22 protein-coding genes are annotated in these 21,104 nt (G+C 70.4%); 9 read left to right on the top strand and 13 right to left on the bottom strand.

What is annotated here, in order from left to right; translation table 11 throughout:
* Positions 1 to 235: 235 nt before the first annotated feature.
* From ACLQ3K_RS16380 to ACLQ3K_RS16360, 5 genes are all read right to left on the bottom strand, one after another.
* Positions 236 to 682, bottom strand: coding sequence for a hypothetical protein (locus ACLQ3K_RS16380; RefSeq protein ID WP_224645666.1), 447 nt, complete (start codon positions 680 to 682; stop codon positions 236 to 238).
* The gene (locus ACLQ3K_RS16375; protein WP_224645667.1) at positions 679 to 900 is read right to left on the bottom strand and encodes a hypothetical protein; all 222 of its coding nucleotides are present in this window, start codon (positions 898 to 900) and stop codon (positions 679 to 681) included. Before ACLQ3K_RS16375 ends, ACLQ3K_RS16380 begins: the two co-directional genes overlap by 4 nt.
* Positions 901 to 930: 30 nt before the next feature.
* A complete protein-coding gene (locus ACLQ3K_RS16370) occupies positions 931 to 2,085 on the bottom strand; it encodes an MspA family porin (protein WP_224645668.1) in 1,155 nt (384 codons plus the stop codon).
* Positions 2,086 to 2,439: 354 nt separating this feature from the next.
* Positions 2,440 to 3,081: a response regulator gene (locus ACLQ3K_RS16365; protein WP_426000785.1), complete on the bottom strand. Its 642-nt coding sequence runs from the start codon at positions 3,079 to 3,081 to the stop codon at positions 2,440 to 2,442.
* Between the two features lie 3 nt (positions 3,082 to 3,084).
* Positions 3,085 to 4,227 (bottom strand): sensor histidine kinase, encoded by a 1,143-nt coding sequence (locus ACLQ3K_RS16360; protein WP_224645670.1) that lies wholly within the window; start codon positions 4,225 to 4,227, stop codon positions 3,085 to 3,087.
* 262 nt (positions 4,228 to 4,489) lie between these two features.
* Here ACLQ3K_RS16360 and ACLQ3K_RS16355 point away from each other — a divergent pair, with 262 nt between their 5' ends.
* The gene (locus tag ACLQ3K_RS16355; RefSeq protein WP_224645671.1) at positions 4,490 to 5,566 is read left to right on the top strand and encodes a glycosyltransferase 87 family protein; all 1,077 of its coding nucleotides are present in this window, start codon (positions 4,490 to 4,492) and stop codon (positions 5,564 to 5,566) included.
* Positions 5,567 to 5,774: 208 nt separating this feature from the next.
* Complete coding sequence (locus tag ACLQ3K_RS16350; RefSeq protein ID WP_224645672.1) at positions 5,775 to 5,984, top strand: cold-shock protein; 210 nt, start codon at positions 5,775 to 5,777, stop codon at positions 5,982 to 5,984.
* A gap of 236 nt (positions 5,985 to 6,220) precedes the next feature.
* On the opposite strand, the gene ACLQ3K_RS16345 is transcribed toward ACLQ3K_RS16350, so the two are convergent.
* Positions 6,221 to 6,643 carry a DUF5994 family protein gene (locus ACLQ3K_RS16345; protein WP_224645673.1) on the bottom strand — a complete coding sequence of 141 codons (423 nt, stop codon included), beginning with the start codon at positions 6,641 to 6,643 and terminating at the stop codon, positions 6,221 to 6,223.
* A gap of 189 nt (positions 6,644 to 6,832) precedes the next feature.
* A complete protein-coding gene (locus ACLQ3K_RS16340) occupies positions 6,833 to 7,843 on the bottom strand; it encodes an acyl-ACP desaturase (protein WP_426000781.1) in 1,011 nt (336 codons plus the stop codon).
* A gap of 303 nt (positions 7,844 to 8,146) precedes the next feature.
* Here ACLQ3K_RS16340 and ACLQ3K_RS16335 point away from each other — a divergent pair, with 303 nt between their 5' ends.
* A complete protein-coding gene (locus ACLQ3K_RS16335; protein ID WP_224647788.1) occupies positions 8,147 to 9,124 on the top strand; it encodes an oxygenase MpaB family protein in 978 nt (325 codons plus the stop codon).
* On the opposite strand, the gene ACLQ3K_RS16330 is transcribed toward ACLQ3K_RS16335, so the two are convergent.
* Together ACLQ3K_RS16330 and ACLQ3K_RS16325 are read right to left on the bottom strand one after the other, a co-directional pair.
* Entirely contained in the window at positions 9,113 to 10,600 is a 1,488-nt protein-coding gene (locus ACLQ3K_RS16330; RefSeq protein WP_426000779.1) for a CoA transferase, read from the bottom strand. The two genes, ACLQ3K_RS16335 and ACLQ3K_RS16330, sit on opposite strands and share 12 nt — an antisense overlap.
* On the bottom strand, positions 10,597 to 12,384 hold the full coding sequence (locus tag ACLQ3K_RS16325) for an acyclic terpene utilization AtuA family protein (RefSeq protein WP_426000777.1): 1,788 nt from the start codon (positions 12,382 to 12,384) through the stop codon (positions 10,597 to 10,599). The genes ACLQ3K_RS16330 and ACLQ3K_RS16325 overlap by 4 nt, the downstream gene beginning before the upstream one ends.
* A 121-nt stretch (positions 12,385 to 12,505) precedes the next feature.
* On the opposite strand from ACLQ3K_RS16325, the gene ACLQ3K_RS16320 reads away from it, so the two are divergent.
* Positions 12,506 to 13,402, top strand: a complete 897-nt coding sequence (locus ACLQ3K_RS16320) for a LysR family transcriptional regulator (protein WP_224647785.1) — start codon at positions 12,506 to 12,508, stop codon at positions 13,400 to 13,402.
* A gap of 67 nt (positions 13,403 to 13,469) precedes the next feature.
* A complete protein-coding gene (locus ACLQ3K_RS16315) occupies positions 13,470 to 14,462 on the top strand; it encodes a bile acid:sodium symporter family protein (protein WP_224647784.1) in 993 nt (330 codons plus the stop codon).
* Here ACLQ3K_RS16315 and ACLQ3K_RS16310 read toward each other — a convergent pair.
* Entirely contained in the window at positions 14,449 to 15,078 is a 630-nt protein-coding gene (locus tag ACLQ3K_RS16310; RefSeq protein ID WP_224647783.1) for an LppU/SCO3897 family protein, read from the bottom strand. The two genes, ACLQ3K_RS16315 and ACLQ3K_RS16310, sit on opposite strands and share 14 nt — an antisense overlap.
* A 72-nt stretch (positions 15,079 to 15,150) precedes the next feature.
* Positions 15,151 to 15,660, bottom strand: coding sequence for a CGNR zinc finger domain-containing protein (locus ACLQ3K_RS16305; RefSeq protein ID WP_224647782.1), 510 nt, complete (start codon positions 15,658 to 15,660; stop codon positions 15,151 to 15,153).
* Positions 15,661 to 15,685: 25 nt separating this feature from the next.
* Between ACLQ3K_RS16305 and ACLQ3K_RS16300 the strand changes: the two genes are divergently transcribed.
* Positions 15,686 to 16,471 carry a sulfite exporter TauE/SafE family protein gene (locus tag ACLQ3K_RS16300; RefSeq protein ID WP_426000774.1) on the top strand — a complete coding sequence of 262 codons (786 nt, stop codon included), beginning with the start codon at positions 15,686 to 15,688 and terminating at the stop codon, positions 16,469 to 16,471.
* Between the two features lie 22 nt (positions 16,472 to 16,493).
* Here ACLQ3K_RS16300 and ACLQ3K_RS16295 read toward each other — a convergent pair whose 3' ends face one another.
* On the bottom strand, positions 16,494 to 17,051 hold the full coding sequence (locus ACLQ3K_RS16295) for an FAS1-like dehydratase domain-containing protein (protein WP_426000772.1): 558 nt from the start codon (positions 17,049 to 17,051) through the stop codon (positions 16,494 to 16,496).
* Positions 17,052 to 17,205: 154 nt separating this feature from the next.
* Here ACLQ3K_RS16295 and ACLQ3K_RS16290 point away from each other — a divergent pair, with 154 nt between their 5' ends.
* Complete coding sequence (locus ACLQ3K_RS16290; RefSeq protein WP_426000770.1) at positions 17,206 to 17,913, top strand: hypothetical protein; 708 nt, start codon at positions 17,206 to 17,208, stop codon at positions 17,911 to 17,913.
* A 208-nt stretch (positions 17,914 to 18,121) separates the two neighbouring features.
* On the top strand, positions 18,122 to 18,679 hold the full coding sequence (locus ACLQ3K_RS16285) for a DUF6578 domain-containing protein (protein WP_426000768.1): 558 nt from the start codon (positions 18,122 to 18,124) through the stop codon (positions 18,677 to 18,679).
* Between the two features lie 80 nt (positions 18,680 to 18,759).
* On the opposite strand, the gene ACLQ3K_RS16280 is transcribed toward ACLQ3K_RS16285, so the two are convergent.
* The gene (locus ACLQ3K_RS16280) at positions 18,760 to 20,085 is read right to left on the bottom strand and encodes an MFS transporter (protein WP_426000766.1); all 1,326 of its coding nucleotides are present in this window, start codon (positions 20,083 to 20,085) and stop codon (positions 18,760 to 18,762) included.
* A 28-nt stretch (positions 20,086 to 20,113) separates the two neighbouring features.
* Here ACLQ3K_RS16280 and ACLQ3K_RS16275 point away from each other — a divergent pair, with 28 nt between their 5' ends.
* Positions 20,114 to 21,079 (top strand): GlxA family transcriptional regulator, encoded by a 966-nt coding sequence (locus ACLQ3K_RS16275; protein WP_426000764.1) that lies wholly within the window; start codon positions 20,114 to 20,116, stop codon positions 21,077 to 21,079.
* Positions 21,080 to 21,104: the final 25 nt, after the last annotated feature.

The raw sequence follows: 21,104 nt of genomic DNA, 5'->3' as shown, positions 1-21,104 counted from the left end.
GTGTGCCTCGATTCGTGCGGAGAAGGGGGTGCCGCTCGGCCGGTGTATTCACGATCGGCGGTTGATGGATTCACCAGAGCACGGCCTCGTCTGCCGGTTCAACGGTCCGGCCATGTCCGGCGGGATCCCGCAGCGAATCGAAGCAGGTCAGAGGAGTGACCGTTACTGAACCGTGATCTCCGCCGGTTGTTTGCCGAAGGTCGCCGGATCGCACCGAACCGGCGGTCCGGCGCACCTATCGGTACGCCCAGCTGGCGAGGAAGGCCGCTACCGCGAGGGCCGCGACGAGGAAAACGAGCAGGCTGACGACGACGATCGCGACGGGCCGCCGATCCACCTTCTCGGGCGGCACCACCGCTTGCGGCAATGCGCGGGACGCAGTGGAAGACGCAACCGTAGTCGAGCGCTTCCACGCCTGCCGCCAGTTGTCGTCGGTCCATCCGGTGACTCGGTCGCCGTTCACTGCGACGGATCCGCTCGCGTCGGCGACGAGTCGGATGTAAGCGATGACAGGTTCGACGTCATCGAACCGGCTCGGTACGTGCTTGCCGGAGCGCCAATCGGAGAGCCGCTGGCGTGAGACGCCCGACCCGGCTGCGACCGAACTGATGCTCGGCTCGCCGGCCTCGATGAACGCTCGTTGCAGCGTCTGGGCGAGGTTCAGTTCGCCGGGGCCGGTCATCGTTTCAGGTGGTCGTAGATGTTCTGGACGTTCGACCAGAACAGCCAGCCCGCGACGATCGTGATGACGAAGAACCCGCCCCATACCGGCCAGGGGCCGATCGCGTCGACGGCCTTCGGGAGCTGCGGCAGCGTGACCGCGCAGAATACGATCAACACGGCACCGGCGGCGAAACCCAGCGCGTCCTTGAGCACGCTCCCGCGTCCCTGTTCAGCCATGCGCCCGCTCTCCTGCTCGACGGCGCGCTGTCACCGGACCTGCACCAGCTGCTCAGCGGCGGGCTTCACCGGGGCGGGCTTCGCCGGCGGTGCGGCGGCCGACGACGGCGCCGGTGCGGGCTTCGACGGTGCGGGATTCGCCGGGGACACAGCGACCGGCTTCGGTGCCACGCCCGCGGGCTTCACGGCCGGCGCCGCGGGCTTCGGGGCGGGCTTGACCGGCTCGGCCTTCTTGGCGGCTGCGATCGTGGTTCCCGCGACGGCGGGCGCAGGTGCCGGCTTCGGGTCCTCGGTGATCTTCGGCGGGTTCTTCGCCGGACCGGGGTTGTCGCGCTCGATGAACAATGGCTTGCCGTACGTCGTGATCGCGGAATCGCCCTGATCGGTCGACAGCGTCGCCGTCGCGTACGCCCGGACCTGCGCGCCGCCGAGGCACGAGTCCATTGCGATCCGGGTCTCCTTGGTCACCACGTACCCGGACTGCCCGGCGAGGCTCTTCTTGGCGATCGGGAAGTCCTTGGACGTGCCCGGTGCGATGGTGCCGGTCATGGTTCCCGACGTGGTGACCGTGTCGCCGAGCGTTCCCGAGACGCCGGGCGTGATGGACCCGTTCACCGAGCCGCTGCCCTGCCCGCCGCTCGAACCGCCCTGGCCGCCCGCGGTGGCTCCGACGGTGCCCGACAGCGATGGCGTCACCGAGGCGTTCACCGCGTTCGACAGGGTGCCGCCGATCTGCAGGTTCTGCGGCGTGGCCGCGCACGCCAAGGTCAGACCCACCGTGATCGACGCGCTCCGGATCGGCACCTTCGGCTTGTTCTTCGGATCCTTGAACTCGATCAGTCCCTCACCGGCGATCGAGACGATCGCCTCGTACGTGTTGAGTGCCCGTCCGAGCGGGATGATCGACCGCAGCTCCTCGCCGTACTTCCACGCCCGGATCACGTAGCCCTCGCGCGTCTCCAGCGCACGGGAGGTGTCGGCGAACAAGCCCGTCCGGATGGCTCCGGGGCGCGGCGCCTTGTCCGCTGCCGGCGGTGCCGCCGCGACGACGCCACCGGCGAGCACCGTGGCCCCCACGACGCCGAACGCTCCGGCCCTCCACAGCTGCTTCCGGATCCCGCGATCTCGTCGCCGACGCTCGAGGTTGCCCGGCCGCGCAGCCTGGTTCACACCAGCACGGTTCATCTTGTCCCCCTGCTCAAGAAATTCACTTCAGTCACATAAACAACTCTGGTCACACTGAAGCAGAGGTTTCGGTCTTTTGGAAGCCCCGCGAAGGACCTTATGAAACTGACACATCCACGAATCGCGATCTCGAATTCCGCTCGAGCGTGCTTGCGGACATGTTGTCGCAGCTCAACGTTCCGGGCAGGCTGTACCGGCGGCGCGGAGTGCGCGTGAGTCATCATGGCGTAGATCACACGCAGGCGCCTCTGCTCGCGGCGCAGTGTTGATGCGCTTGCGCTCTTCGTCGTGATCGGCGTCCTGGACCACGCGGGCCGCCGGAATGCAGGGTGTGCTGACCTTTACCGATTGGGTTCAGCCCAGGCCGTTCTCGTACCAGAACACCACGAGCTGGGTCCGATCACGCAGCTGAAGCTTGTGCAGGATCCTGCCGATGTGGGTCTTGACGGTCTCCTCGGCGATGACGAGGCCGGCAGCGATCTCCTTGTTGGACAGCCCGGTCGCGACCGCCTTGAGGACCTCGCGCTCCCGACCGGTGAGGCGGGCGAGCGCGCCGGTGTCCACGGGCTCGTAGGCCTTCGAGTACTTCCGAACCAGGCGCACGGTGACGGACGGGGAGAGCAGCACGTTCCCGTCGGCGGCCTCCAGGATCGCCGACGTGATCACGTCGGGAGTCGACGACTTGAGCAGGAAGCCGCTCACGCCCACACGGAGGGCCTCGTAGACGTACTCGTCGAGGTCGAACGTCGTGAGCAGCACGACTTTCGTCGACTTGGTCCGGTCGCCGAGTGCCTCCCGGGCGACTTCGAGGCCGCTGAGGAGCGGCATCCGGATGTCGAGGAGCATGACGTCGACATCGTGCCGGCGGGCCTGGATCAGGGCGTCGCCGCCGTTGACGGCCTCGCCGACGACGGTGATCGAGGAGTGGCGGGACAGGATCTTTCGGATCGCCGTGCGGATAGCAGGGTCGTCGTCGGCGAGGAGTACCGATACCACCGGTCAGGCCTCCTTCACGAGGGTGACGTCGAGTTCGAAGACACCGTCGCGGGTGCGGATGGCGAGGTCGTGGCCGTTCTTCTCCAGCCGGGTCCTCATGCCCGTGAGCCCCCGGCCGGGGAGGATCTCCTCGTGATCGGCGGCATTGGCGATCGTGAGGCGAACGACCGGGCCCTCGTCAGTGACGGCGAGGCGGAGCGCCTTCGTCGCCCCGTGTTGCACGGCGTTCGTGATCGCCTGTCGAGCCACGAGGTACGCCTCGTCGCGTAGGGGTCGCGCGACGCCGTCGAGGACGTCGGTGCCCCGGTGTTCGATCCGTACGCCGAGTTCCTCCCACGCGGCGATGAGCCCGTCGAGCGAGTCCAGCGCAGTCCCGGGGTCACGGAACGCCTCCGTCGGGGACCCTTCGAGAACGGAACGGATCTCGGAGAGGGCGACGGCGGCGGACGATGCGATCTCGGTCAGTGCACGGTCCTTCTCGGCGAATGAGCTCGCGCGCCCCTCCTGGGAGGTCGCGGTCAGCGAGATGGCGGCGAGGTGGTGGCCGACGATGTCGTGGACCTGCACGGAGAGCGCGGAGCGTTGGGCCTCGGCGTCCCGCTGGATCTCGTCGACGGCACGTAGGTGCCGCTCCTCCTGGAGGCGTGTCGAGGACTCTCGCAGATGCACGATCAGCCGGATCAGGAGCACGAGAGTCGCTCCTGCGAGGAGGCCGGCGAGGAAGTAGCCCGGGGGCATGTGGTGACGGAACACGGCGACCGATGCCGTCGCCGCGATCGCGGCAAGACAGCAGGCGGCCGCCCGGTCGGAGGTCCGGGCGGCGGCGGTCCCGATCACCACGATCCCGACGAGGATGCTCGCGGCGGACCAGGGGAACCGGACGTCAGGCGCGAGCGCCGACACCGCGACCACGCCGCCGCAATGCACAGCGATCGCCGCGATCGGCCACCGTCGCACCAGCACAAGAGGGAGCGCCTGGAGCACGGAGACCGCGACGCCGACGGAGAACGTGGGAAAGAGAGTCGCGTTCGGGACGAGGGCGAGCAAGGCCATGGCGACGCCGCCGGCGAGCGATACGACCGCTGCGAGGACCGTCGACCACCGTGCGCGGCCACGCGGCCGACGCTCGTCACCTGCCCTGCTCATTGCGTCCATCGTGCAGTCACCGTAGCCCGGGTGACGGGGCCCGGACCGTTCTCACGGCTGAAGTTGGCTCTTTCGGGGGACTCCGATCCCGCTGGTGGACACCAAGGTGGACGCCATGGACACGATCGGGCTACCTCGACAGGAAACACTCTCGCGCATCATGATTCCGTGGCATGGAGCGAAACCGCTGGTTCGTTTCGTCGGTGCGACGGGCGCGGCCGGCCTCGCCGTTCACGCCTTCGTCCTGGGTACCTCCACGCGGATGGAACCGCACGAGGTCTGGGCCGTGTTCGCCTTCGTCGGCTACTGCGCGGGTGCTGGAATGATCCTCTGCCGAAGGTCCTTCGGTGCGATCGTTGCGGTGCTGGCCGGGTTCTGTGTCGTCATCCCCTTCGCCGCACTGGTCCTGCGGAGGTTGTCTCAGCACGAGGTCGGCATCGTCCGCGACGGGGCAGTCCGCGTGCTCTCCAGCGGCAGCCCGTACGTGAGCGAGCCGGCAGTGGTCGACGATGTCTTCCCGTACTTCCCGCTCATGAGTGTCTTCGGGGTTCCCGGGGCCGCGCTCGGCGGGAGTCCTCTCGGTGATCCGCGGATCTACTTCACCCTGTTCTTCGTCGTGGTGACGTGGATGGGCCTGCGTAGGTTGGTCGCAGCGAGGACCTCGGCGCTGGTCCTGTTGCTCGTCTCGGCGTGTCCGCTCGTGGCGATTCCGATCGCCACCGGCGGGGTGGACCTTCCGGTCGTCGCGCTGGCGGGCCTCGCGGTGATAACCCTATGGACGGGCGAGTACCGGCTCAATGCCGTGGTGGTGGGGATCGGGTGCGCGATCAAGTTCACGTTCTGGCCGCTCGCGGTGATGATGCTCGTCGTTCAGATCCGCCGCGGCAGGAGGATGGAGATCCGGCGGTGGGGCGTCGTCGTGGCGGGGATCGTCGTCGGCACCGTGCTGCCGGCCGCATTGATCGATCCGCGGGGGTTCGTTCGAAGCGCGCTCGAGTTCCCGCTGGGACTCTCCTCGATCACGTCGCCCGCCGGTACCGGCCTCGTCGGAGGTCCACTCGCCGCGCAGGGCGGCCTCGGCTACGCCGGTATCGTTGTGGTCCTGGTGGTCTCGGCGGCGGCGATCGCGTGGTGGATTCTGACGAAGCGGTGCCTGACGCTCGCGGACCTGCTCCTCCTCGCCGCCGCCGGATACTCGGTCCTCTTCGTCGTCTCGCCGGTCTCCCGCGCAGGCTACTTCGTTCTGCCCTTCGTCTTGATCGTCCTCGCGGTGGTGGACGGCCTCGCCGGGGCGCGTCCGCATCGGGCGGCGGCCGCCCTGACGTCGACTGCGCAGTGAGACGAGAGGCCCTCCGCCTGACGGTGGCGCTTGCTCGTCGGGGGTGCTACTGTGAAAGCGGTTGATTTTCTTGGTGACACGCTCGCGAAGACTTTCCGCGGCAGTTCTACACCAGATCTCTGTGACACTCAGTTGCCTTGGTTTCGCGTATCTCCGCAGGCCCGGGATCGATCGTCGATCCCGTACAGATACTCAGGAGAGTAACAACATGGCAGCACAGGGCACCGTCAAGTGGTTCAACGCCGACAAGGGTTTCGGGTTCATCACCCCGGACAACGGCGGCAAGGATCTGTTCGTGCACTTCTCCGGCATTCTCGGCAACGGCGGCTTCCGCAGCCTCGATGAGAACGATCGGGTGAGCTTCGAGGAGGAGGCCGGCGACCGCGGGCCCCAGGCCGTCGCGGTGCAGAAGATCTAGTTTCCATACCGCACGAATAGCCGGCGGCGCTCAGGAGAATCCTCCTGGAGCGCTGCCGGTTTCGTCGTTCTGCGTCAGCCGGCTACGGGCCCCAGCCACACGTTGAGGCGACAGGGCTACGTCATCGACAGCAGGGTGCAAGCGATAAAGACGGCTGCGACGATCCACGGCCACTTGCGCCGTGTCCGCGCTTTCTCGGGTGCTTCGTCAGTCATGTCTCTCCTCGTTATCCGGGGTCATCGTTCCTGGAGCATGGCGGTGGCGGTGTGCTCCGCCTGCTGCTGCGTCGTGTTCGGCGCGATCAGCCCGAAGGCGATCGTGGCGTTCGGGCCGGCGAACACGATCAGGCCCGACGGGTGCGCCGGATCGAGCTCGACGAGATCACCCATGATCTCCATCCGCGGCTCGCGGCGGTCCCAGTCGGACGTGCTATAGCTGATGCGGGTGAGTGTCCTCAGGCGAACTCCGATCGTGGGGATGACGGTGGGCAACTCGTGGTCGAGGTGCCGGCTCCGCGGCCACCACACGCCCGCGATGTGATGAGGGAGCGCCGAGGGGCTGCGCAGCAGTACCCGGCCGGGCACCGGGCGGCCGATCGGAACCGGCGGCCGCCGCAGCATGTCGAGCAGTTCGGACGGCGTCGCCCTATCGCGACTCACGGCAACATTCGGTGGTGGCGGGCATGGGTCCGTCTCGTCGGCGCGATCGCGCGTACTCGATCGCGGTCCCCGGGTCCGGGGGAGGAGGCGAGGTGTTCCTCGCGGGTGCCCCGCACTGTAGGGGTGCTGAAACGCGCAGAACCGTGGCGGGTAGGAGGAAAACGGCCTACCGCAGAACGTCTTTCGAGTCTAGCAGTTCCGCTTGGCCGCTGCCCGAGCGAGCGAGCGGTCGCGCATCTCCTCGAACTTGACGGCGGCGGCTTCGAGCTCGTCGAGGAAGGCGGCGAGTTCCTCGCGGGTGCGCTCGCCTTCGGCGGTGAAGTCTTCGCGCTCGAAGATCTTCCACTTGCGCAGGACGGGCATGACGACCTCGTCCTTGTGCTGGCGGAGGTCGTAGATGCCGTGCTTGGCCATGAGGACGCCGTTGCGGCGGAAGTCGGGCATGCCGGCGCCGGGCATCTCGAAGTGCTTGATGGTGTCGGTGATGGAGCGGATGGCCTGGTCGGGGACGAGGTCGAGGCCGGCGGCGGAGATGTTGCGGTAGAAGATCATGTGCAGGTTCTCGTCGGCGGCGATGCGCTGGAGCATCTTGTCGGCGATGGGGTCCTGGCAGACTTTGCCGGTGTTGCGGTGGCTGACGCGGGTGGCGAGCTCCTGGAAGGTCACGTACGCCACCGAGTGCAGCATCGTGCCGGTCTGCTCCGTCTGCTGAGCCACTTTGCCCTGGGGGTCCCAGCCGTTGGTCATGTGGATCATGCGGGCCTGCTCGAGCTTGACCGGGTCGACGCCGCGGGTGACGACGAGGTAGTCGCGCATGGCGATGCCGTGGCGGTTCTCCTCGGAGGTCCAGCGGCCGACCCAGTGGCCCCAGGCGTCGTCCATGGAGAAGTTGGCGGCGATCTCCCGGTGGTAGGTGGGGAGGTTGTCCTCGGTGAGGAGGTTGGTGATCATGGCGGCCTTGGCGACCTCGTCGAGGCGGCTCTCCTCGGGGTCGTAGTCCGATCCGCCGAGGGCGGCGAAGTTCTTGCCGTCCGACCACGGGATGTAGTCGTGGGGGCTCCAGTCCTTCGTCATCGAGAGATGGCGGTTGACGTTGTCCTCGGCGACACCGGAGAGCTCCTTAAGGAGCTCCAGCTGGGTCATCGGGCGGGTCGAGACGAGGCTCGCGCCGGAGCCGTACGGAGTGGAACTGGGTGCCATCGCTGGCTCCAATCGATGTCGTGCCGGTCCGGCACTCTGAGGATCCTCAGCGTGGGAACTCCACCGAGAAGTCGGGCACCGACATCGGGCGTCTGACGAAGTGATGGAACTACCTGCGAGACGTCGGTGTGCTGTGTCGACTGTACAGCCGCTGCGTCCCATTCCTGGTCGATGCGCCGGCCGACCACCGATAGGCGGCCCGACCAGGTAGTCGCCTCGGCTACCGCCCCGGCCGCTCCTGCGAAGTTATCGAATGTTCTCGATTTCCTTCCGCATCCAGGATTGCGACTGCATGATAGGGATATGGCTGTCATCGATCAGGCTCTGACCCGCTCCCGGCGCGCACGGCAGCCGGAGACGCTGGCGGATCTGATGACGTTCGTGGGATTCACGAGCGGAGTCGCGAACATCATCATGCAGCTCGCGCTGCCTCCGGTCGGACACGGCGTGCACGAGAGCCGGGTGGTCTCCGGGAGCCCCCGCCGCAGGCCCTTCAAGCGTCTGCGGACGACGGGGCAGCATCTCGTGGTCTCGGTGGTCGGGAACGAGTCCGACCGCTCGGCCTTCCGGGAGGAGATGCGGAAGGTGCACGCGCACGTCCACTCGACCGCGAGCAGCCCGGTCAAGTACAGCGGCAACGCACGCGATCTTCAGCTCTGGGTGGCGGCGTGCCTGTACCGCTTCTACATCGATCAGTACGAGTTCCTCTACGGCCCGCTCGACCGCGCCACCCTCGACGTCCTCACCCCCGTCGCCGCCCCTCTCGCTACCGGCGTCAACGTCAGGGAGGCCGAGTGGCCGCAGAGCTGGCAGGAGTTCGAGGACTACTGGGACTCGATGCTGCCCCGCCTCGCGATCGCCCCGGAGGTGCGCGACGACCTGAAGTCCCTCTCGGACTTCATGTTCCTCAACGAGGCACTCGGCGCCCCGGGATGGGTGCTGGCGAAGGTCTTCGGCCCGCTCAATCACTTCCTCACCCGCGGCAACCTCCCGCCCGAGTTCCGGGACATGCTCGGGTGGGAGTGGTCCGAGGCCGAGCAACTGTGGTTCGACCGGCTGCTCCGGCTACTGCGCGTCGCCGACGTCGTGAACCCGCACGCGATCCGCACGTACTCCCAGGTCCTGCTTCTCGACCTCCGCCTGAGGCTGCGCCTGCGCGGGTCGATCCTCGGGCCCGAGAAGATCCTCGACGCGCCGCTGGGCGAGCAGGGGCGCACGCCGGCCGAGCGTCGCCGGAACCGCCGCCGGTCCGACGGTCCGCCGACGGGCTCAGGCCGGTAGCCACTCCGCGGCACTCGACCCGCGCGGCACCAGCACGGTGCGGTACGCGCCCGGAGTCGCCGACATGCGTACCTGATCGGTGACGCCCTGGAACTGCCCCAGTGGCGTGGCGGCGGTGAAGATCTCGGGCGGCAGGTACTCGTGATCGCCGGAAGTGCCGGCGATAGCGTGCGCGTACTCGCGGTCGAAGACGCCGAGCGAGAGGACCCAGAGCGCGGCCCGCACCAGCGAGACGTGCACGCGGTAGCTGCCGCCGTCGACGGCACGCCGCGCGAGCGCCTCCGTGATGCCCGCTGCCATGAGCCAGGAGACGATGTAGTCGTTCACCACGAGGATCGGAGGGAGCGCCGGATCGCCCTCGCCGCCTTCCAGGTTCATCATCCCGACGAGGCTGCCGGCCGTCTGGTCGAAGCCCACGCGGTCGGTCCACGGGCCGCCGGTGCCGAACAGCGACGCGGTCGCGTGGACGATGCCGGGCCGGCGCTCGGCCATCTGCTCCGCGGACATCCCGATCGAGGCCAGGTAGCCCGGCCGCCGGTTCGCGTAGAAGACGTCGGCGCCGTCGGCCAACTCGCGCAGGCGGGCGGCGCCCTCCTCGCGGTACGGGCTCAGGACGCACGAACGGACCCCGACGTTGGCGGTGACGTACGTCGTGTCGTGCTCGTGCTCGCCCGGCCGCCAGACGTTGAGCACGTCCGCGCCGTGCAGCGCGAGGGAGCGCCCCGCGCCCGCGCCGGCGATGACGTGCCCCATCCCGAGCGCACGGATCCCGGACAGCGGCTGCTCGCCCGGCGGCAGTGGCTCCGGTTCCGAGTCACCGATCTTCTTGATCTCCACCAGCGGTGCTCCGGCCACACCCTCGAGGTACTGCTGGTGCGCGAGGAACTCCTCGGCGGTGCGCAGCATCGGGAGCACGACACCCGCCCGGGCGGCCGCCTCCTCGAGCTCGAGGCCGTCCCACCGCGCGACCGCGGCGGCCACCGCGTCCTCGTCCTCGGGGACGCCGAGCAGGTTCTGCGCCGCGACCTTGATCTTCGGATACGGGTTGAGCGGCATCACCCACCGCTCGTCGCGTGTGCGGTAGAAGCGGAAGCCGAAGGCGTTGGTGGCATTGGCCGACGATGCCGCCGGGTACCCGTTCACCAGCTCCCAGCGCCGGTCGTAGAAGGGGCACAGGCGATGCGGCGTCGGGCGGATGTCGATGTCGATGTCCTGCCCCTCGCCGCCGCGCAGCCGCCACAGCTTCGCGACCGCCGCGGACTTCGCGGCCAGGGCGATCGAGGTGGCGCCGCCGATGCGCAACGTACTGGGCACCACGGGGTCCGCGCCGCGGAACCGGATGGCGCCGCCGGTGTCCTCCGCCGACATGCCGAGGCCGGCGAGCACCTCGTCGAGGGCGGCGTTCAGGTCGTAGGTGTCGTCGGTGGCCGGGGCGGCGACCGTGGCCCGGATGCGTTCGGCGAGAGGGTCGGTCATCGTCGGGCCTCCGTAGCGGTGGTGGAGAGAACGGATTCGGGTACGGGGACGACGCGGGAGCGCAGATACTCGCCGACGGCCTTGCCCACCTGGTCGATCCGGTCGTTCGAGGAACCCCCGGTGCCGAGCAGGCCCCGGAAGACGAAGTGCACCGCGCGGAGTTCGGGGAACTCGTGCCGGACGATGTCCAGGCCCTTGGCGTCCGGGAAGAGTCGGCGTACCTCGTCGGTGCTGAGGAAGCGGCGCAGCCAGGGCCAGGCCGCGGCGTCCGCTGCCCAGATGCCGACGTTGCTGTTGCCGCCCTTGTCGCCGCTGCGGGCGTGGGCCACGACGCCGAGTGGAACCGACACCGTCGGAACCGATTCCGGGGCGGCATCGGGCTCCGGGTGGACGGGTTGAGCCGGTGACTGCGTCCGCTCCGGGGGCCCGATCTCGAGTGCGGTGCCGTCGGCGAGGACGGCGCGGTGCGCGAGCGCCGCGGTCGGCAGCAGGCCCGGCCAGTAGTCGACGATCGGCACGGGCCTGCCCTGCAGCACGGAGGCGCCGTCGTGGAAGATGCCGGGGAAGCTCTGCAGGTAGAGGCTGCCGAGACGGCGAACAAGGTTGTAGTCGGCGAGGGTTGTGGCATCCGGCGCGGTGGCCAGGACGCGCAGCGCGACGGTGGCTTCCCATTGGGTCTCGGGATCGTCGGCCGGCACGCCAACCTGGGTCACCGTGACCGTGACGCCGTCCGGCCGGTCCAGGTCCAGCTGGGACCGCAGCAGTTCGACCTTCGCGGGAACCTCGGTGCCCGTGGCGAAGACGGTGCCCACCACGCGGTGGCCGACCACGCCGAACGCGGCGACCTTGGTGGTCGGAGGTGGCGGGGCGCCCGTGGCGCCGGAGACGCGCACCCGGTCCGGGGCGTCCTGGTCGAGGCGGACGTGCTGCAGGTCGACGGTGACGTCCGGGTTGAGGTACTGCGGCCCCTGGATCTCGTAGACGAGCTGCGCGGTGACGGTGTCCACGGTGACGGTGCCGCCGTCGCGGGCGTGCTTCGTGATGACGGCGGTGCCATCGGCGACGATCTCGGCGACGGGGAAGCCGGGGCGGCGCAGGTCGCCGATGCCGGTGAAGCCGGAGAAGTTGCCGCCGACCGCCTGCGGGCCGCACTCGATGACGTGGCCCGCGACCACGGCGCCGGCGAGCGCGTCGAAATCCTCACGGCCCCAGCCGTGCCACCACGCCGCGGGCCCCGTGATCAGCGAAGCGTCGGTCACCCGGCCGCAGACCACGATGTCGGCGCCCGCCGCGAGCGCGGCGGTGATGCCCCAGCCGCCGAGGTACGCGTTCGCGGCCACGGGCGTGGCCCGCCACCCGGCGATGGGCGCACCGTCGTCCAGGTTGTCCAGCCGGTGGCCGGCGGCGACGAGCTCGTCGAGGCGGTCGAAGACCGCGTCGCCCTCGACGTGCGCGACCGACAGCTCGACGCCGGCCCGCTGCGCCTCCTCGCGCAGGACGGAGGCGAGCGCGGCGGGGTTGAAGCCGCCCGCGTTGGTCACGACCTTGAGCCCGCGCTCGGCCATGGCGCCGAGGTGGGGACGGAGCTGGTCGACGAAGACGGGGACGTAGCCGGCGCTCGGATCCGCCCGGTGCGCGGCGACCAGCCCCGCGAGGGTGATCTCGGCCAGGTAGTCGCCCACCAGCACGTCCACGGGGTCGCCGGCCATCACCTCGTCGATCGCGGTCGCGCGATCCCCGAGGTACCCCGAGAAGTTCGCGATCCGCACCGGTCGCTGGTCCATGTCCGCCTCCGTCTCTCACGTCGTTCCCGTCCGACGGTAGGCCGTCGGGCACCGTCGGACCAGGACCGTTTCCGACGCCGGAGCCGGACCGCGGCGGTCCGGTTATGCCTACGCTGTCGGGGTGGAGATCCGGCACCTGCGGTACTTCGTGGCCGTCGCGGAGGAGGGCACGATCGCCCGCGCCGCCGAGCGCCTGCACATGGCGGCGTCGCCGCTGAGTCGCCGGATCCGCGATCTGGAGCGCGAGCTGGGTACGACGCTGTTCGTTCGGACGCACCATCGCGTGGATCTCACGCCGGACGGCGCCGACCTGCTGACCCGCGCGGCGGACGTGCTGGCGCGGTTCGACGCGATCGCCGCGTCGGCGGCCCCCGCCCGGATGACCGTCGGTATCGCACCCGACGTCTCGGCAGAGGCCCGGGACCTCGTGCTCGGCGCCGTCGCCGAGGCCTGCCCCGGCGTCGAGGTCGCGCTCGCACCGGCCCACACCGGTCCGCTCCTCGTGAGCCTGCGCGCCGGCGACCTGGCACTCGCGGTCGCGCACGGCCCGATCGAGGAGCCGGGCATCGACTCCGTCCTGCTCGAGCGGCGACGCAGCTACGCGGTGGTGGGCCGCGGTACCGCCCTCGGCGATCGGACGTCCGTGCGGTTGTCGGAGCTCGCCGACCTCGCCTTCGCGTCGATCGACATGACAGCCGCGCCGGCGCTGTACGGGCGCCTGGACGAGGCGCTCCGCGCTGCGGGAGTGCATCGACGCGCGACCGTCGCGGACTCCAACTTCGCCGGAGTCGCGCAGCTCGTGGCAGCCGGCCAGGCCTTCACGCTCTCGACCCGCGACACGGGGACCGCCGCACGACTGCTCCGCGACGAGGATGTCGTCTTCCTCGAGGTCGACGGTGCCGGATCGCTCTCCACGCACGCCGCATGGAGCACTGCGGGAATCGTCGCCGATCCCCGCGTTCGCGACGCCGTCGCCGCGATCGGGCGCGCGGTTCCGGACGGACCGACCGTGGTCTGAGACCGGGCCCCGCGGCACCGTCGGGCCGCGTGACCGGGCTCGACGCTTGAAGTGAGACTATCGAAGAATGTCTGCGTCCCCGCCGCCCGGAACCCCCGAGAACCCCGCCCTCGCGGCGGAGGCACGGATCGCGCGGACGGCGGTCACTGTCTTCCCGCTCCTGGTCCTGGTGGCGGGCGTCGTGGGCTACCTGACGCCGAGCACGTTCACGCCGCTCGCGCCCTCGGTGCCCTACCTGCTCGGCGTGATCATGTTCTGCATGGGCCTCACCCTGACCCCGCCCGACCTGGCCTCCGTGGCGAAGCGGCCCTGGGCGGTCGTGCTCGGCATCGTCGCGCACTACGTGATCATGCCGGGCGCGGGCTGGGTCATCGCCCACGGCCTGAACCTCGAGCCCGAGCTGGCGGTGGGCGTGATCCTCGTGGGCTGCGCGCCGTCCGGCACGGCGTCGAACGTCATGGCCTTCCTGGCCAAGGGCGACGTCGCGCTGTCGGTCGCGGTGGCGAGCGTCTCCACGCTCATCGCCCCGATCGTGACGCCGCTGCTGGTGCTGTTCCTCGCGGGCTCCTACCTACCCATCGACGCCGGCGGCATGGTGCTCGACATCGTCAAAACCGTTCTGCTGCCGGTGATCCTCGGCGTCCTGGCGCGGCGATTCGCGAAGAGCTTGGTCGCGCGGGCGCTTCCCGTGCTGCCGTGGGCGTCCGCGCTCGTCATCGCCTTCATCGTCGCGATCGTTGTGGCCGGCAGCGCGAGCAAGCTCGCCGCGGCGGGCGGCATCGTCTTCCTCGCAGTGGTGCTGCACAACGGCTTCGGGCTGGGCCTGGGCTACCTGGCCGGCAAGGTGGGGCGCCTCGACGACCGCGCCCGCCGCGCCCTCGCGTTCGAGGTCGGCATGCAGAACTCGGGCCTGGCAGCCACGCTGGCCACCGCCCACTTCTCGCCCCTCGCGGCGCTGCCGTCGGCGGTCTTCTCGCTGTGGCACAACATCTCCGGGGCGGTTGTCGCGGCCTGGCTGGCGCGCAGGCCGCTTGCGGACGAGTCGACTACTCGGCCTTGAGCGGCTCCAGGCACACGACGATCGATCCGGTCTTGCGCTTCATCGTGTAGGACACCGTGGCGGTCGGATACTCCGCGCAGCCGGTGTCGTCGGTCGTGTTCTTCAGCTTGCCGACGATCCGGTACCGGGCGCTCGCATCGGAGCAGTCCACCTTGTCGGAATCGGCGTTGCTCCCCGTGCCCGACATCGAGACGCAGTCGCCGACCGTTGCTCCCGCCACGTCGCGCTGGCCGAAGTAGGCGATCGTGCCGATCATCGCCACCGGGATGAGCAGGCCCAGCATCGCGAGCCGCTGGTACAGCGGCTTGCCCGGATCCAGGTGCGGCGCCGAGGCGGGTTGTGGCTCGGGGAGGCGACGCAGGCGCACCCACACGGACAGGTTCCACAGCAGGGTGAGCGGGTTGACGACGACGGAGACCAGCGTCAGCCAGCCCTGCCAGAGGCTCTTCGCGGACATGTCCCGGACCGTCGCGATGCCGCAGGTACGGCAGAACGGGCCCTTCTGCTTGAGGAAACGCATCGCGATGAGGAAGCCCTGGTGGCCGCGCACCGTCGTCTCGAGGGCGGGTGCGGCGCCGCAGAACCGGCACGTCGGGCCAGCGGTGGGGATGGTCATGAGGGCAAGTATCGACAACCCTCGTTCGGAATATCAAATCCTGTGACTTGGAATACAGTATTCGTCGCCGGGTCAGGCCGCGCGGTGGCGGCGCACCGCCTCCCGGCTGCCGCAGCGCGGCGAGCAGTACCGCTGCCGGCCGTTGCGGGAGACGTCCGCGAACACCGCTGCGCAGTCCGACGAGGCGCACCGCCCCAGCCGGCTCATGCCGCGCGTGGTCAGGTGCAGCGCCGTCCCGGTGAGGATCAGAACGGCGAGTTGGCCGGTGAGCGTCGCGCCGGACTCGCGGTAGTGGATGTGCCAGCCGGTGCCGGCGTGGTCGGTGACGCGCGGGTGGGAGGCGTGCTCCGCGAGCAGCGCGTTGAGTCGCGCGACGCGGGTCGCGACGTCGTCCGCGTCCACCACGGTGAGCCACGCGTCGATCAGGGCGCGACAGCCGGCGAAGTCCTCCGCGCCGACGGTCTCGACGAGCATGTCGTGCGCACCGCACCGTCGGACCAGGTCGTCGAGGTCGACGGCCGGAGCGTTCGCCAGGTCGACCGCGAGGAGAACGGGGCCCTCGCCGTAAGGGTTGATGTGCACAAGGCCATTACAGCACGATCGACCGGTGCCCGACATCACCACGACGACGCTGATCCTGCTCCTGTTCGCGGCCCTCGCCGCGGGCTGGGTGGACTCCGTCGTGGGCGGGGGCGGGCTGATCCAGCTCCCCGCGCTGCTCATCGCCTTCCCGACGGCCGCGCCGATCCATCTGCTCGCGACGAACAAGATGGCCTCGATCGCGGGCACGACGACGAGCAGCATCACCTACTGGCGGCGCGTGCGGCCGGACTGGCGGACCGCCGTCGCGCTGGCGGTACCCGCGTTCGCCGGCGCGATCGCGGGCTCGCTCATCGCCTCGCACATCCCGCGGTCGGCGTTCAACCCGATCATCCTGGCCGCGCTCATCGCGGTCTTCGTCTACACGCTGCGCCAGCCCGACCTCGGCGACGAGACGGACCTGCGGTACCGCGGGCATCGTCATCTCGTGACGGCAGGGCTGGCCGGGTTCGCGATCGGCGTCTACGACGGTGCGCTCGGCCCGGGCACCGGATCGTTCCTCGTTTTCGCGATGGTCGGCCTCATGGGCTACGCCTTCCTGGAGGCCTCGGCGAAGGCGAAGGTCGCCAACTTCGCGACCAACCTCGCTTCGCTCGTGGTCTTCCTGCCCCAGGGCGCGGGTTACTGGAAGCTCGGCGTCGCCATGGCGTGCGCCAACGTCGCGGGCGGCTACCTCGGGGCGCGGACCGCCGTCGCGAAGGGCAGTGGCTTCGTCAAGGTGGTCTTCCTCGTCGTGGTCTCGGCGTTCATCTGCAAGCTCGGCTACGACGTGGTGATGCAGTTCGCGCGGTGACGGCCCGGCAGCGTCGGCGCGGTCAGGCGATGACGACGCCGTGCATCACGACGCTCTTCGCGGCCTCGCTGAAGTCCCCGGCCTCGTCGCCGTCGGGCGAACCACCGATGAGCGTGGTGGAGAGCGAGACCAGGTGCTCGCCGTCCTGCGCGTACATCTCGTTCCGGAGCGTCACCATGTCGTACCCGCCGACGCGGCGGTGCTTGTCGACGTACACATGGATGGTCAACTCATCACCCGCGACCACGGGCCGGTGGTAGGTCATCGACTCGTCGGCCTGGATCAGCTGGCTGGCGCCGTAACCGATCACGGAGTCGTCGAAGAGCGGGCGGTTGGAGACGATGCCCGCGACGCTCACGAGCATCGGCGGCGCGACCAGGTCGGTGTAGCCGGCGGCACGCGCCGCCTCGACGTCGAAGTGCACCGGGTCGGAGAACTGGGAGGCGAGTGCGTACTCGCGGATCTTCTCGCGGCCCACGAGGTAGGTGTCGCGGTGCACGTAGTGGTGGCCGACAGCGCTCGCGGTGCGCGCGCTGATCTCTTCGGGGGTCAGCGGGGCGGTGGCGGTTTCATTCGGCATCCGACCACGGTATCGGCGCGGGCGCGCGGATGACTTGTCCGAACCTCCAACAAACCCCGTGCCGCCTTGGTCGCGACGGGCGCAGGGTGTGGCCGAGTTCACGTCGAGGTCGACGGTTTGCGTTGCACCCCATGGATCGCCGTAAAATGAGTCGGTGAGTGAAGCCGGTGCTGCAGTCCCCGAAGACCCGACCGACCTCGAAGCGTGGCGCACCGCCAACGAACTGTCCGTGCCCTTCTCCGAGGCGCTGGATCTGTGGGCGGAGACTGCCCACGCCGCCCTCGTCGAGCTGGCCGGACGGTACGGATCGTTCATCTCCTTCGCCGAGCTCGCCGCCCGCGCGCAGGCCGACGCCGGCATCGCCACCCGCGCCCCCGTGCGCCTCTGGGTGGCGGCGCTGCAGCGCCGCGTGACCGACCGCTGCGAGGCCGCCGGGGAGCCGCCCCTCGTCGCGCTGATGGTCGCGCACGACCAGACCGTCGGCGAGGGCTACGCCTACGCCGTCGCTGCGGCGGGGCTGCCCGTTCCCGAGAACCTCGATCAGCACGCGGCCGCGGCGCGCTTCGCCTGCTACCTGCACTTCGGAGCGACGATGCCCGCCGGCGCGGCGCCGCAGCTCACCCCCAAGCTGGAGGAGGCCCGTCGGGTCGCCGCGGCGCGGGTCGCCAAGGTGAAGCCGGCGAAGGCCGCGTCGAACGGCCGCGTCGTCAAGGCCCGCACCGCTGCCGCACCGCGGGCCGCGAAGGCACCGTCGGCGCGGCCGACCAAGGCGTCGCCCGCCAAGCCCGAGCCCCGCCCGGCGAAGCTGTGCCCCAACTGCTTCACCCAGCTCGCCGCCAACGGTGAGTGCGGATTCTGCTGACGCTCGTGTCCGAGGTGGCCGCTGAGATGTGCGCCTGAGCGGCGCGACCGCCTCGACACGCCGGCCTCGCGCCGCTGGAGCGCACATCTCAGCGCCACGGCGAGTGCAATCGCATCAGTCCGCCCAGGGCGTGGCTACGATAGCCGCGGAGGTCGCCGGGACCCCGCGGAACCGATCCTGCGGGTCGTCGAACGCTCGGTGCAGAGTCGTGAATTCTCCTTTGTCGCTGGACGTGTCGCTGCTGTACGTGCACATCTCGAATTGGGAGTACCAGTGCTGCGGCGCGGTGCCCCGCGTCGGTGGGGCCGTGCGCGGCTCGCTCACTCTGCACCCCAGCCGCCGGCCGGGCTACCCGGCGCCGGAGGTGCTCGAGTGGGATCCCGAGACGGGCCTGGTGCGGGTCGGCGACCTGTACGCGCAGCTCGGCTTCTCGGTGACCGATCCCTACCGCACCGACCTCATCGTGAGCCTGGGCTGGCACGACGCCGGGCCGGCGCCGACGGTGCTCGGCACCGTGGAGGTGCTGCTCGAGGAGACCGGCACGTACGTGCGCGAGCGGTCGGGCGAGCTCGACATCGACCCCGCCTCCGTGGACTACCGCGAGGTCCGTGAGGCCACGGTCTGGCCGGAGGACCGGCCCGAGGCGGGTGGGCCCGCCGCGGCGGGCGTGGTCGCCGGGGTCCGGCTCGTGGGCGTCGTCCCGGCAGCGGATCCGGCGCAGGTCCGGGCCGAGGGCCTGCGCCTGTTCACCGACGCCGCCGTCTGATCCCGCGGTCGGATCCGCGGTCCGGGGCGCCAGGGCCCGGCGTTCTCACGCCGCGCGTCGGCGCTGCCGCGGTCGGGCGATCAGACGGCGACGGGCTCCGGCTCGGCCGCCCGGGCGCGGGCGCGCGGGATCACCCAGCACATCGCGGCGGCGCCCACGCAGAGCGCGCCCGCGGTGTAGAAGGCCGGGTCGTAGCCGCCCGAGGCGTCGCGGATGTAGCCGGCGCCGAAGGCCGCGACCGCGGCGCCCAGCTGGTGCGAGGCGAAGATCCAGCCGAACACGACCGGCGTGGACTCCCCGAAGTGCTCGCGGGCCAGCGCCATCGTCGGCGGCACTGTCGCGACCCAGTCGAGACCGTAGAACAGGATGAAGACCAGCAGACCGGGCGCGATGCCGGGGGAGAGCAGCGCGGGCAGCAGCGCGAGCGCGAGGCCGCGGCCGAGGTAGTAGACCACCAGCAGGATCCGGGAGTCGACGCGGTCGGTGAGCCAGCCCGACGCGATGGTGCCGACCACGTCGAAGACGCCGATGACCGCGAGCAGCGACGCGGCCGTGGTCGCGGGCATCCCGTGATCGCCGGCGGCGGGGATGAAGTGCGTCTGCAGCAGGCCGTTGGTCGTCGCGCCGCAGATCGCGAAGCTCGCGGCGAGCAGCCAGAAGGCGGGGCGCCGGGCGCCCATCGCCAGGCCCGCGAAGGCCGCGCGCACCGCGCCGCGCGTCGGGGCGGGCGGGGGTGCGACCTCGTCGGCGCCGAAGGGCGGCAGGCCCAGCTGCGCCGGCCACGACCGGAGGAACAGCCCGGCGACGGGGATCACCGCGACCGCCACGGCGGTCACCACGAGCGTCGCCGTCCGCCAGCCGTGCGCCTCGGACAGCGCCGCGACCACGGGCAGGAAGATCAGCTGTCCGGTGGCGCTGGCGGCCGTGAGGACGCCGGTCACCAGGCCCCGTCGGGCGACGAACCAGCGCATCGCGATGGTGGCGACGAAGGCCGTCGACAGCGAGCCGGTGCCCAGGCCGACCAACACGCCCCACAGCAGGACCAGCTGCCAGGCGTCGGTCATGAACACCGCGAGTCCGGTGCCCGCGGCGACGAGCGTCAGCGCGCCGATGACCACGGGTCGCACACCCAGCTTGTCCATGAGCGCCGCGGAGAACGGCGCGGTGAGCCCGAACAGCGCCATGTTCACCGACATCGCGGCGCCGATCGTCGCGTGCGACCAGCCGAACTCCATGTGCAGCGGGTCCATCATGACGCCGGGCACGGACCGGAAACCGGCCGCACCCAGCATCGTCACGAAGGCGACGCCGGCCACGATCCAGGCGTAGTGCGGCGCGCGCAGGCGCCTCAGCGGTGTAGTCACCGGACTAGATTCCCGGATTCCACGAGCCCGAACCAGTGGCATCAATGACAAGATATGAAAGAATCGTGCCATGCACACCGTCGCCGTCCTGCTGCTGGAACCCATCGTCGGCTTCGACGCCGCGATCCCGCCGCTGTGCTTCTCCGAGGCCACCGACGAGGCCGACCGGCCCCTCTATCGCGTCATCACCTGCGGCGTCGACCGGAACCCCGTCCGCGCGACGGGCGGCTACGCGATCACGCCCGAGGCGGGCCCCGAGGCGCTTGCCCTCGCCGACACGGTGATCGTGCCGGGTACGAAGATCAACGGCCCCCGGTTCGACGGCACGCTCCCCGACGACATCCGCGCCGCCCTGGCCACCATCCGCCCGGGCACCCGCATCGTCTCCATCTGCACCGGCGCCTTCGTGCTCGCCGCCGCGGGCCTGCTCGACGGGCGAAGCGTGACCACGCACTGGAAGTACGGCGCGCAGCTGCGCAAGCTCTACCCGGCCGTCGCTCTCGTCGACCACGTCCTGTTCACCGACGACGGCGACGTCTTCACCTCCGCCGGGCTCGCCGCCGGCCTCGACTTGTGCCTGCACCTGATCCGCAGCGACCACGGCGCCGCCGTCGCCAACAAGGTCGCGCGACACTGCGTGGTGCCGCCCGCCCGCGAGGGGACGCAGGCGCAGTTCGTCGACGTCCCCGTGCCCGTGAGCGGGGCGGGCAGCACCGTCGAACCGCGGGACTGGGCCGTCCGGAATCTGCACGAGAACCTCTCGGTCGAGGTGCTCGCGCGGCGCGCGGGAATGTCGGTGCGCACCTTCAATCGGCGGTTCCGCGAGGAGACGGGGCAGACGCCGGGGGCGTGGATCCTGCGCCGCCGCCTCGACCGCGCCCGCGAGCTGCTGGAGACCAGCGAGCTGTCGGTCGACGCCGTCGCCCGGGATTCCGGGCTCGGCACCGGCGCCAGCCTGCGGGCTCACCTGCGGCGCGATACCGGAATGACGCCGCTCGGCTACCGTCGCGTCTTCCGGGAGGCCCCGGTCGCGTGAGCCGCGCACCGTCGGGCCCGGGCGA

Origin of the sequence: Tsukamurella sp. DT100, assembly GCF_049844855.1 — a bacterium.
GTDB lineage: Bacteria > Actinomycetota > Actinomycetes > Mycobacteriales > Mycobacteriaceae > Tsukamurella.
This window is presented reverse-complemented; position numbering and strand designations above follow the sequence as displayed.